Raw genomic sequence first — 11177 nt, forward strand, 5'->3', positions numbered from 1 at the left:
GTCGGACCCGGTGCTGCTCACGGACACGGACGGCACGCTGCTCTTCGCCAACGGCCGCGCGGAAGCACTGCTGGTGGCGGGCCCGGACGCGAGCCCCGGCCGCGCGCGGGCGGTGGAGCTCAACCAGCGCCTGTTCCGGGAGACGCTCGCGCAGGGCGGCACCTCGGTGCACCGGCGCGAGGTGCCGCTGGTGGATCCGCTGGAGGGCATGGACCTGCTCTTCGAGCTGGTCACCACGCCGGTGCTGGCGCCGGACGGGCCCTCCGTGGTGGTGAGCGTGCTGCGCAACCTGACGGACCTGGGCCGCGCCACGCAGGCGCTGGGAGAGAGCTACCGGCAGCTGCGCGCCACGGAGCGCGAGGCCCGCAGCGAGCGCCACCGCCTGGACCGGGTGCTGGACTCGGTGGCGGACCCCATCATCCTGACCGACCCCGCGGGCGGCATGGTGATGATGAACGACCCGGCCGAGCGCCTCTTCGCGTGGCCCCAGGTCCAGGTCCAGGGCACGTCAGCCGAGGGCGCGGCGGACGAGGCCACCCTGCGCCGGGTGCGCGCCAACGACGCCCTCTTCGCGTCGTTCCTCGCCAACCTGCTGGGGCCGGTGAACGCGGGCGTGTCGCGCTGGAAGAGCCAGCTGACCCTGGATGATCCGTCCACCGGCTCGCCCGTGCCCATGGAGGCCATGGCCAACAAGGTGCTGGGCGACGGGGGCGAACTGACGGGCATCGTCACCGTCTTCCACGACCGCACGGAGGTGCTGGAGCGGGCGCGGCTGCTGGAGCGCGTGAAGGAGGTCTCCAGCGAATTGGAGGCGCGCGTGCAGTCCGCCACCGCGGAGCTGGCGGAGCAGAACGAGAAGCTGCGCCGGCAGGCCATCCAGCTGGAGCAGGCGAGCGCGGCCAAGTCGCAGTTCCTGGCCAACATGTCGCACGAGTTCCGCACGCCGCTCAACGCCATCCTCGGCTACACGAACATGCTCCTGCAGGGCGTGTCCGGGGAGATGACGCCGCCGCAGCGCCGCAACCTCACGCGCATCGACTCCAACGGGCGGCACCTGCTGGAGGTCATCAACGAGATATTGGACATCACCCGCATCGAGGCGGGGCGGATGCCGCTGCACCTGTCGGACTTCGGCATCCCGGAGCTGCTCCAGGAGGTGATGGCGGAGATGGACCCCATCATCGCGCGCAGCAAGCTGACGGTGGAGACGCGGCTGGACGAAGCGCTGCCGGGGGTGTGGAGCGACCGACAGAAGGTGAAGCAGATCGTCCTCAACCTGTTGTCCAACGCGCTGAAGTTCACGCACGAGGGCGGCGTGCACGTCGCGGCGGAGTATCAGAACGCCACCGGCACCGTGGCCATCTCGGTGAAGGACACAGGGATAGGCATCGACGTGTCGAACCAGGAGAAGATCTTCGAGGACTTCCAGCAGGTGGACAGCTCGCCGACGCGGGCCTATGGGGGCACCGGACTGGGCCTCTCCATCTGCCGCCGCCTGGCCGCGATGCTGGGGGGACGCGTCTCCCTCCAGAGCGCTCCGGGCCAGGGTTCGACCTTCACCCTGCACTTTCCCAGACGCGCGAGACGGACATGACGAACACCCCGGAAAACCCAAAGCCGCTCGTCCTGGTGGTGGATGACTACCAGGATGCCCGGGAGATGTACGCGGAGTACCTGGAGTTCTCCGGCTTCCGCGTCGCGGAGGCGAAGAACGGCCAGGAGGCGCTGGACAAGGCCTTCGAGCTGGTGCCGGACGTCATCCTGATGGACCTGTCGCTGCCGGTGATGGACGGCTGGGAGGCGACGCGCCGGCTGAAGGGCGACGCGCGCACGAAGGGCATCCCGGTGGTGGCGCTCACGGGGCATGCGCTGAAGGGCCACACGGACGACGCGAACGAGGCCGGGTGTGATGCGTACGTCACCAAGCCGTGCCTGCCGGACGCGCTGGTGGACCAGGTGAAGAAGATGCTTGCCCGGCGCGACGCGGCAAGCGCGCGCTGAAAAGCCGTTGTCTGCACGGAGGTGGGCACGTCATGACGGCGAAGACCCCGGCGGAGTCCTCGCGGGAGGCACGGGCGCACTACCTCTACGGCATCGTGCGCGAGGACGGCGGATGGGAGCCGGACCTGGCGGGGCTGGGCGCGGCCCCGGTGCGCGCGGTGCGGGAGGCAGGCCTCGCGGCGCTGGTGTCCGACGTGGCGGGCCCCAGGGTGGTGCCCACGCGCGAGCACCTGTTGATCCACCAGCGCGTCACGGAGGCCGTGGTGCGCGAGCACACGCTGGTGCCGGTGGCCTTCGGGACGGTGCTGCCGTCGGAGGAGCGCGTGCGGGAGCTGTTGCGCGTGGCGCGCGCGCCGCTGAACCGGGCGCTGTCCGAGCTGGAAGGGCGGGTGGAGCTGGGGCTCAAGGTGTACTGCCACGGCGACGCGCTGACGCGCCGGCTGATGGAGGCGCAGCCGGGCCTGTCGCGAGGCCCCTCCGAGCCCGAGGAGGACCACGAGGCGCGGCTGGAGGCGGCGCTGCGCGACCGCACGGCGAAGGACCTGGACGGCTTGAGGGCGGGCCTGCGTCCGCTGGCGGAGGCCGCGCACGAGGCGCCGCCCCTGGGTGAGCGGATGCTGTGGAACGCGGCGTGGCTGGTGGACCGCACGCGGGTGGCCGCGTTCGAGGCGCGGGTGCAGTCGCTGGTGGCGCGGCTGGACACGTACACGTTCCGGTTCACGGGGCCGTGGCCGGCCTACAGCTTCGTGGACATGCGGCTGGACGTGGAGACGGCGGCCGCCGCGCGGTGAGCCTCAGCGCGGCGCGGTGAGCTTCGCGGCGTCCTCGGCCAGGAGCTCCAGGCCGCCGCCCATGCGGACCCAGCCGGGGGTGAACTCCGTGCGCGCGTACCACGAGTTGTCGGACGCCTTCGCCATGGAGAGCTCGCCCACGGCCTTGCCGCCGCGCTGGTACTCCACGCGGAAGGCGGGCGTGGGGGCCGGGCCCGGAGGGGCTTCGCCCCGGCCCAGGAGCTCCACGGGGGTGAGGCGCCACAGGCGGTCGTGCCAGTTGCGGGCGAAGTCGTCCGGGGTGCCGGGGGCGTCCACGGGCGACAGCTGCACGGCGCCCGGAGGCTTGCCGCTGGCGACGAAGGCACGGGACGCGGTGCCCGTGGAGATGACGACGCGGTCGAAGCCATCCACGTCGAAGGTGTGCAGGCGCCGGTCCACGAGCCGGCTGGCGGCGGCCTCCAGGTCCGTCAGCAGCGCGGGGCCGAGGAGGAAGACGTGGCCGTCGGACGTGCGCTGGAGGTAGGGGGCGCCCCAGCCCGAAGCGGGCGAGGCGAGGCGGAACGTCCTGGGCGTCCCGTCGAGCGTGAGCGTCAGGCGGCGCTCCGTCTTCGCGAGGCCGATCTCCTCCAGCTTCTGGTCATCCAGGACGCCCAGGTCCCGCTGCGCGCGCAGCGGAGCGAAGCGGGCGAACAGCTTCAGCGCGACGTCGTTGCCACGCAGCTCCCGGGGCGGAGGCACGGGCGCGGGGCTCGCGGGTGTCCCCGCGTCGGCGGAGTTGGCTCCTGCGTCGAGCGCGGCACTTCCGGCGTCGCTGGTTGCCTGGGCGAGGGCTCCTGCATCCGTGGCGCTCTGCGTTCCAGCGCCCGGCTTCGCGGGCTTGCTGCCCAGGCGGACCCAGACGGTGTCGCGGTCCTGGGGATCGCGGAACAGCTCCACGAAGCGCGTCTCCTCGTCGTACCGGATGCGGTCGAGCGCACCCGCCTGCGCGTCCTCCACCGTCACCTCACCGGGTGCACGGGCAGGCTCGCGCTGCCACACGAAGAACGCGGCCACGAGGGCCACTGCCGCCAGCACTCCCTGCACCGCCACGTCGCGCGCCTTCATCGCGCACCTCCCACCGCCGCGGCGCTCCGGGGCGCTCGCCGTCCGCGCCGCCGCGTCACGAAGAAGCCCACCGCCAGCACCACCAGCGGCATCCCGAAGACCGTCGCGTAGAACCACACGACGTCCTGCGAGCGCGTGTGCTGCAACGGCACGTCCTCCTCGCTCGTCGTCACGCCGGAGAGCGCCTCCTCGCCGGAGAGCCACCGCAGCGTGTCCACCGCGAGATACGCATTGCCCACGTTGCCCAGGATGCCGTCACCCAGCGCGTCCGCGTCCGCCATCACCACCGCGCGCGGCGCGGGCTTCCCCTCCCCCACCGGCCGCTCCACCGCCACCACCAGCGGCCACGCCTTCGTCACCTCACCCGCCTCCGGCTCGAAGTCGCCGTTGCGGTCCGCGAACGTCTCCCCGTGCGCGCGCACGCTCGTGTCCAGCAACACGCCGGGCACCGGCGGCGTCACCGGCTCCAGCGCCACCGCCCCCACGAACGCCACCGCGCCCTGCGACCCCAGCGCGGACAGCGACGTCACCGACGGGTGCGAGGAGAAGCTCGCCGTGCCCAGGTTGCCCCGGTCGCTCAACTGCCGCGCCGTGCGGAAGTACACGCGGTCGTTCGCCAGCGGCACGCGCAGCGACTTGAGCCCCATCGGCTTGAGCAGCGGCTCCAGCGCCGCGCCATCCGGCTCCAGCGCGATCCACAGCCGCCCGCCCCGCCCCCAGTACTCGCGCAGCGCGGTGGCCTCCTCCGGCAACAGCTCCCGCGTGGGCCCCAGCACCGCCACCATCGCCGCATCCGCCGGCACCGCCGTGCCCAGCCCCTCCGCCACCGTGAGCGTTCGCACGTCCACGTTCTGCGCGCGCAGCAGCTCCTTGAACTGCGCCACCGAAGGCCGGGCCGCTTCCCCCGGCACGGGCCGCGTGTCGGCGCGCTCCCCGTGGCCGCCCGTGAGGTAGACGATGCGCCGGGGCTTCGCCACCGCCAGCAGCCTCCGCTGCACCTCCGCGTCCAGCCGCTGGAGCTGCCCGCGCGCCCGCTCCGGATCCAGGCCCAGCGTGAGGATCTCCTTGCGGTCCCCCCGCGCCAGCACCACGGAGCCGTTGCTGCTGACCCCCAGGGTCTTGCCGCGCGCGGGCTCCACCGCCTGGTCCAACGCCTCCACGCCCAGCTGCGGACTCTCCGGCTCCAGGTCGCGGAAGTACTGCCGCACCGCCTCGCCCACCTCGTTGGCGGGCGGGAAGAAGAGCGTCACCTGGAGCGGCTCGTTGAGGCCGCGCACCAGCTTGCGCGTGGCATCCCCCGGCTTCGCGGTCCGGAAGTACGACAGGTCCCAGGTCGCGTCCGCCTGCGTGGCCACGTACGTCGCCGCGAACGCGAACACGACGACGAACGCCACGCCCAGGCCGGAGAACAGCGCGCTCTTCACCCGGCCCGTCTCCGGCACCGGCGCCCGAGCCATCGCCACCAGCGCGGCCTCCACCATCGCCAGCGGCACCAGCGAGCACAGCAGCAGCGCCGGGAACAACACCGCCAGCACTCCCGACAGCTTCGGAGAGGAACGCGACAGCGGCTCCCCGAAGAGCGCCGTCCCCACCTCCCCCTTCACGAAGTAGAGCACCAGCGAGGCCAACCCCACGACGTACAGCGTGAGCACCCACCGCTCCAGCGCGCGCCGCTCGGCAGGCGCGGCAATCATCCGCACCGTTCTCCACGCCGTCGCGGCCACCACCACGGCGGTGCCCAGCGCCGCGAGCGCCACGCGGCCGGAGCCCACGCCCAGCACGCGCTCCGCGAGGAACACGGCAATAAGCCCCGCGACGAACGCCCCCGTCGCGGCGAGCCCCGTCCCGAAAGAGGCCGGCGTGCTCATCGCCACCTCCGCGCTTCCAGCACCCGCGTCGCCGCGAACAGCGCCACGTAGGTGACCACCAGGTAGTAGACGACGTCCCGCACGTGGATGAGCCCTGCCTGGAACGGGGGGAAGTGCTGGTTCCACAGCGACATCGCGCTGAAGACATCCGACAGCGGCTGCTCGGTGATGCGCGCCAGGAGCCAGCACAGGATGAGCGCCACCAGCATCACCGCGGAGAAGATGGCCGCGAGCAGCTGGTTCTTCGCGAGCGACGACCCGAACGTGCCCACCGCCAGCGACGCGCTGCCCAAGAGGAGCAACCCCAGGTAGCCCGCCGCCACGTGTCCGAAGGACACCTTGCCGTTCACCAGCACCAGCAGCGGCATGTAGAGCGTGAGCAGCAGGTACAGCGCCAGGAACGCGAGTCCCGCCAGGAACTTGCCCAGCACGATGTCCCGGTCCCGCACCGGCGACGCGTACAAGAGCGGCAGCGTGCCCGTCTGGCGCTCCTCCGCGAGCAGCCGCATGGACACGAGGATGGCCGCCACGATGGTGAAGCCGCTCGAATAATAGAAGAAGCCGGACAGCACCTCCGCGGAGCGCTTGCTCGCGCCGCCCAGGGCGTACGCGTTGAAGAACAGCCCGTTCACCGCGAGGATGATGGCCAGGATGACGTAGCCGCTGAGCGTGCGCAGGTAGCCGGCCAGCTCGCGGCGCGCAATCAGGAGCGCCTTCACGCCTTCACCTCCTGCCCGTGCGTCAGGCGCAGGAACAGCGCCTCCAACTGTCCCTCGTTCGCGTCCAGCCGCAGCAGCTCCAGGCCCGCGCCCACCACCGCTCGCGCCACCTGGGGCCGCAGGTCCGGCGCCGCCGCGACCTTCAGGGCCAGCACCCCGTTCCCTTCCCGCACCTCCACCGCGCCGAAGCCCTGCAATGCTTCCAGGGCCCGCGCCCGGTCGCCCCGCACCTCCAGCACGATGGACGGCCCGCCCAGCGCGCGCGACAGCTCCTCCTCGCTGCCCTGCGCCAGCAGCGTGCCCTTGTGGATGATGAGCAGCCGGTCACACGTCTGCGAGATCTCCGGGAGGATGTGGCTGGACACGAGCACCGTGTGCGCGCCCTTGAGGCCGCGGATGACGTCGCGCATCTCCACGATTTGAAGCGGATCCAGGCCGCTGGTCGGCTCGTCGAGGATGAGCAGCGCGGGCTTGTGCACCAGCGCCTGCGCCAGCCCCACGCGCTGGCGGTAGCCGTGGCTCAGCGTGGAGATGACCTCGCCGTGCACGTCGCGCAGGCCGGTCTTCTCCTCGGCCTCGCCCACGTGGGACGCGGTGGCCTTCGCGGGCACGTCGCGCAGCCGGGCGACGTAGGCCAGGTACTCGCCCACCGTCATCTCCTCGTAGACGGGGGGCACGTCCGGCAGGTAGCCGATGCGCTGGCGCACCTCATGGGACTGGCTCACCACGTCGTGCCCGTCGATGACGACGCGGCCCGAGGTGGGCAGCAGCACGCACCCGAGAATCTTGAGCGTCGTCGACTTGCCAGCGCCGTTGAGGCCCAGGAAGCCGATGACCTCACCCTGGCCGATGGTGAAGGCCAGGTCCCGGATGGCCGCGTGCTCGCCGTAGAACTTCGTCAGCCCTTCGACCTGGATCATCAGGACTCCTCGAAGCGAGGGGAAGCGGCGCACTTCTGTCGCCCCTCCCGAGGAGTGTCAAGCGCCGGGCTCACCCGTGGCGGTATTCCGCGCCGTCGGTGGTGCGGCCCAGCGTGAAGCGCAGCGCGCCCTCCAGGTCGGGCAGGAGGAAGGGGAAGCCGTTCGCCTGCGCGACCGTGGGCAGCGCGTGGGTGCTGGACAGCAGGGTCTCCTCGCCCATCTGCCCGAACACGGTCTTCACCACGGTGGCGGGCAGCGGGAACACGGCCGGGCGGTGGAGCACCCTCCCGAGCACCTTCGCCAGCTCCCCCTGTCGCACCGCGTTCGGGGACACGGCGTTGAGGGGCCCCTGGATGGACGGGGTGAAGACGGCGAACTGGATGAGGCCCAGCACGTCCTCCAGGGACACCCAGCTCATCCACTGGCGTCCGGAGGCCACGGGCCCGCCGCCGCCCGCCTGGGTCGCCAGCGCCATCTTCGCGAGCGCCCCGCCGCGAGCATCCAGCACCACGCCGATGCGCAGGTGCACCACGCGGATGCCCGCGTCCTCCGCGGCCTTGGTGGAGGCCTCCCACTGACGCGTGACGTCCGCGAGGAAGCCGTCGCCGGAGGACGACGTTTCGGTGAGCTCTTCATCGCCCCGGCTGCCGTAGTAGCCGACGGCGGAGGCGCAGATGAGCACGCGCGGCTTGCGGGTGGCGCGGGCCAGGGTCTCACACAGCAGCCGGGTGCTGTCCGTGCGGCTCTTGAGGAGCTCCTGCTTGCGCTCCTCGGACCACCGGCCCTCGCCCACGTTGGCGCCGGACAGGTGCACCACGGCGTCCACGCCCTCCAGGCCCGCCGCGTCGACGGTGCCCTTGTCGGGAGCCCAGGAGATGTCCCCGCGCGCCGGGTTCGCCCGGCCGCGCACCAGCCGCTTCACGCGGTGGCCGCCGGTGGTGAGGAACGACGACAGCGCGGAGCCCAGCATGCCGGACGCACCGCCGATGGCCACGGTGAGCGGGCCCTGGGATGCGAAGGCCGCATGGCGGCGCAGGTCCGCGCGGGTGAGCGAGTGGCGGTACGCGAACATGCGCTCCAGGCGCTTGCGCGCATAGCCGCCGCCGAAGGTGTCCCCGAGCGTCCCCACGGGCAGCTCGTACTGGATGGCATCCTCCAGGACGGAGGCCTGGGGACCCGCCGGGCTCATGCGGTGGTCATGGATCCACTTCGCGAAGGGGCCTTCGCGCTGGGTGTCCTGGAAGGAGGAGCCCTCCACGTAGGCGGTGTGCTCGGCGACCATGCGCTGAGGGATGGGGCCCAGGTGGAGTTTGACGACGACGCGGGCGCCGGGGCGGATGCCGTCGCCGGTGCGGTCCACGACCTCCGCCGTCTCCCAGGGGGGCGACAGGCGTTCGAAAGCTCCCTCGCGGGTGTGCCAGGAGAAGAGGTCGGCGGCGGGGACAGGCATCTGGCTGTGCGCCTCGAAAACGTGCGACTTGCCCATGGTTTCTCCTGGGGAGACAGTGCGAACCGAGCATGCTTACTCCCGACCTCCTGGACCGTGCAGTCGAATTGCTGCGACGCGGCGGTGTCATCGCCCTGCCAACAGAGACGGTCTACGGCCTCGCGGCGAACGCCGAGGACGAGCTGGCCGTGCGCCGAGTCTTCGCCATCAAGGGCCGGCCCGCGACCCACCCCCTCATCGTCCACATCCCGGGCGCTGAGCACCTGTCCGAGTGGGCCCGCGTGGTGCCGGACGAAGCGAAGGCGCTGGCCCGGGCCTTCTGGCCGGGACCGCTGACGCTGGTGCTGCCGCGCACGTCCAGGGCCACGGACGCGGTGACGGGAGGCCAGGACACGGTGGCGTTGCGAGTGCCCGGCCACTCCGTGGCGATGGAGGTGCTTCAGAAGCTGGGCGGAGGGGTGGCGGCGCCAAGCGCCAACCGCTTCGGCCGGGTGAGCCCGACGACGGCGGAGCACGTGCAGCGGGACCTGGGCAGCGACGTGGACCTGGTGCTGGACGGAGGTCCGTCCACGGTGGGCGTGGAGTCGACCATCGTGGACCTGTCCTCCGGAGCCCCTACGATTCTCAGGCCCGGAGGCCTGGCGACGGAGGACGTGGAGCGCGTGCTGGGGCGCAAGGTGCCGGTGCGGACCTCCGAGACGGTGCGAGTATCCGGTTCGCTGGCCTCGCACTACGCGCCCAGGGCGGGCGTGGTGCTCGCAGAGCCGCACGAAGCGGCGCAGCGCGTGGAAGCCCTGCGTGCACAGGGATTGCGCGTGGGAGTGCTGGGCCCCGCGTCACTGTCCTTGCCGAAGGACGTGCAGCGCTTCGACGTGCCGGGAGAACCGGCGGAGGCCGCGCGAGTCCTCTATGCGCGGCTGCGCGAAGCCGACGAACAGGGCCACGACGTGCTCGTGGCCTGTCTGCCCGCCGCGAGCGGCCTGGGCCTCGCCGTGCGAGACCGGCTGTCCCGCGCCGCTGCGCCCCGCTAAGCCCCGCCCTCCCTTCGCCCGACGCGGATCCAACTGGTCCGACTGTCGGACAGGTTTCCGCGGCGCTCCAAACCTGTCCGACAGTCGGACCAGTTCGTGGGATGCGCCGCCGCCGGGAGGTCCCAGGCGGTTTCCCACCTTCTCATTCACGGGGACGGCATCCGAGGCCGAAGGCCTGGGACGGCTCAGAGGTCCTTCACCAGGTCCTGACGGGCTTTCGTGGTGTAGCGCCCGATGAGGCCCGCGCGCTTGGGCGAGTACTTCGCGCTCTCATACTGGATGGCCATGACGCCCCGGGACGGCAGCGTCCACTGCGTCAGGTTCACGTGGCTCTCGAACGTGGTCCACCGGTTGAGCACCTTGAACTGCCCCTGCCCCGCCAACGCGCTCTCCAGCGTCGCGGCGGAGGCAGCCGCATCCGCCTCCTGCACGGGGGCCAGGTCCGCGGCGAAGCGCACGGGGGCATCCCCCCACTTCACCTGCCGCGCCACCTCGCGGGCCGTCTTCGGGTCCCCGTACTTGCGGGTGAGCAGGTCACGCATCAACGCGTGGAAGGTGCGCGCATCCGCCACCTCCGTGAAGAAGACGTCCACCGCCGCGAGCCGGTTCTCCAGGAAGCCCAGCGACACCTCGGCCGGCATCTCCGCGATGGTGGTCTTCATCCGCAGCGTTCCATCCGGGGACACGCTCGCCTCGGGCAGCGCGGCGCGGACCTCGTCCGGCGTCATTCCCCAACGGGCCGTCTGGAAACCCTCCGCGCTGCGGTAGGTCTTGTCCGACGCGTCGCGAATCGCCTGCCGCCGCTCCAGCGCGGTCGGCTTGTCCGGGCTCGACGACGCACAGCCCGACACGAACCCCAGCACCCCCAACAAACCCAAAGCCCCAAGCTTCATCCCATTGCTCCATTCCAAGACGCGGCCCTTCCCCGAAAGGCCGTCCAGCGCAGGCATCGGTCCCGATGCGCGCGGGGAGCGGACATAGAGGAATCCGGAGGGCTTCGGGAAGCCGGGTCTCCGGAGGCCCAGGGGACTTGCGGTCGGGGCACCCCGTCGCCCAGGCTCTCCTCCGGAGAGGAGGACCGGACATCCACCAGCTTGAAAGCGCCGACCCCGCCGGGCCGCGTCATGGCCCGTTCTCCCTTGTACATCCGCCGTCCGCTCCGCTATCCCGCGACGGTCACCCAGGAGTGTCCCCGTGAAGCGAAGTCTGTCCGGTCTGCTCGTCGCCCTCGCCTTCACCGCCTGCAAGCAGGAGGCGCCGGGCAAGCTGGAGCCCATCCCGCGCCCGCCGGGTGCCACCGCGCCCGAGCCCGAG

10 protein-coding genes are annotated in these 11177 nt (G+C 71.8%); 4 read left to right on the forward strand and 6 right to left on the reverse strand.

What is annotated here, in order from left to right:
• From ACLEQD_RS26380 to ACLEQD_RS26390, 3 genes are all read left to right on the forward strand, one after another.
• A partial coding sequence (locus ACLEQD_RS26380) for an ATP-binding protein (protein WP_410387725.1) occupies positions 1–1594 on the forward strand: 1594 nt, incomplete at its 5' end.
• The gene (locus tag ACLEQD_RS26385; RefSeq protein ID WP_410387726.1) at positions 1591–2001 is read left to right on the forward strand and encodes a response regulator; all 411 of its coding nucleotides are present in this window, start codon (positions 1591–1593) and stop codon (positions 1999–2001) included. The genes ACLEQD_RS26380 and ACLEQD_RS26385, both read left to right, overlap by 4 nt.
• A gap of 32 nt (positions 2002–2033) precedes the next feature.
• A complete protein-coding gene (locus ACLEQD_RS26390) occupies positions 2034–2792 on the forward strand; it encodes a GvpL/GvpF family gas vesicle protein (RefSeq protein ID WP_410387727.1) in 759 nt (252 codons plus the stop codon).
• Between the two features lie 3 nt (positions 2793–2795).
• On the opposite strand, the gene ACLEQD_RS26395 is transcribed toward ACLEQD_RS26390, so the two are convergent.
• The 5 genes from ACLEQD_RS26395 to ACLEQD_RS26415 form a co-directional block, all read right to left on the reverse strand.
• The gene (locus ACLEQD_RS26395) at positions 2796–3878 is read right to left on the reverse strand and encodes a hypothetical protein (RefSeq protein WP_410387728.1); all 1083 of its coding nucleotides are present in this window, start codon (positions 3876–3878) and stop codon (positions 2796–2798) included.
• Complete coding sequence (locus tag ACLEQD_RS26400) at positions 3875–5746, reverse strand: Gldg family protein (protein WP_410387729.1); 1872 nt, start codon at positions 5744–5746, stop codon at positions 3875–3877. The genes ACLEQD_RS26395 and ACLEQD_RS26400 overlap by 4 nt, the downstream gene beginning before the upstream one ends.
• Positions 5743–6465, reverse strand: a complete 723-nt coding sequence (locus ACLEQD_RS26405) for an ABC transporter permease (protein ID WP_171414595.1) — start codon at positions 6463–6465, stop codon at positions 5743–5745. Before ACLEQD_RS26405 ends, ACLEQD_RS26400 begins: the two co-directional genes overlap by 4 nt.
• The gene (locus ACLEQD_RS26410; RefSeq protein ID WP_338266665.1) at positions 6462–7385 is read right to left on the reverse strand and encodes an ABC transporter ATP-binding protein; all 924 of its coding nucleotides are present in this window, start codon (positions 7383–7385) and stop codon (positions 6462–6464) included. Before ACLEQD_RS26410 ends, ACLEQD_RS26405 begins: the two co-directional genes overlap by 4 nt.
• A gap of 70 nt (positions 7386–7455) precedes the next feature.
• Entirely contained in the window at positions 7456–8871 is a 1416-nt protein-coding gene (locus tag ACLEQD_RS26415; protein ID WP_410387730.1) for a TIGR01777 family oxidoreductase, read from the reverse strand.
• Between the two features lie 32 nt (positions 8872–8903).
• Here ACLEQD_RS26415 and ACLEQD_RS26420 point away from each other — a divergent pair, with 32 nt between their 5' ends.
• The gene (locus tag ACLEQD_RS26420; RefSeq protein ID WP_410387731.1) at positions 8904–9863 is read left to right on the forward strand and encodes an L-threonylcarbamoyladenylate synthase; all 960 of its coding nucleotides are present in this window, start codon (positions 8904–8906) and stop codon (positions 9861–9863) included.
• 185 nt (positions 9864–10048) lie between these two features.
• On the opposite strand, the gene ACLEQD_RS26425 is transcribed toward ACLEQD_RS26420, so the two are convergent.
• Positions 10049–10756, reverse strand: coding sequence for a hypothetical protein (locus tag ACLEQD_RS26425; RefSeq protein ID WP_410387732.1), 708 nt, complete (start codon positions 10754–10756; stop codon positions 10049–10051).
• Positions 10757–11177: the final 421 nt, after the last annotated feature.

Origin of the sequence: Corallococcus sp. 4LFB, assembly GCF_046520365.1 — a bacterium.
GTDB classification, from domain to species: domain Bacteria; phylum Myxococcota; class Myxococcia; order Myxococcales; family Myxococcaceae; genus Corallococcus; species Corallococcus caeni.

What these genes read in the sequence shown, in the direction of transcription:
- ACLEQD_RS26425 (WP_410387732.1), bottom strand. Translation starts at nt 10,756, where the DNA reads ATGAAGCTTGGGGCTTTGGGTTTGTTGGGGGTGCTGGGGTTCGTGTCG.
- ACLEQD_RS26385 (WP_410387726.1), top strand. Translation starts at nt 1,591, where the DNA reads ATGACGAACACCCCGGAAAACCCAAAGCCGCTCGTCCTGGTGGTGGAT.
- ACLEQD_RS26395 (WP_410387728.1), bottom strand. Translation starts at nt 3,878, where the DNA reads ATGAAGGCGCGCGACGTGGCGGTGCAGGGAGTGCTGGCGGCAGTGGCC.
- ACLEQD_RS26415 (WP_410387730.1), bottom strand. Translation starts at nt 8,871, where the DNA reads ATGGGCAAGTCGCACGTTTTCGAGGCGCACAGCCAGATGCCTGTCCCC.
- ACLEQD_RS26410 (WP_338266665.1), bottom strand. Translation starts at nt 7,385, where the DNA reads ATGATCCAGGTCGAAGGGCTGACGAAGTTCTACGGCGAGCACGCGGCC.
- ACLEQD_RS26420 (WP_410387731.1), top strand. Translation starts at nt 8,904, where the DNA reads ATGCTTACTCCCGACCTCCTGGACCGTGCAGTCGAATTGCTGCGACGC.
- ACLEQD_RS26400 (WP_410387729.1), bottom strand. Translation starts at nt 5,746, where the DNA reads ATGAGCACGCCGGCCTCTTTCGGGACGGGGCTCGCCGCGACGGGGGCG.
- ACLEQD_RS26390 (WP_410387727.1), top strand. Translation starts at nt 2,034, where the DNA reads ATGACGGCGAAGACCCCGGCGGAGTCCTCGCGGGAGGCACGGGCGCAC.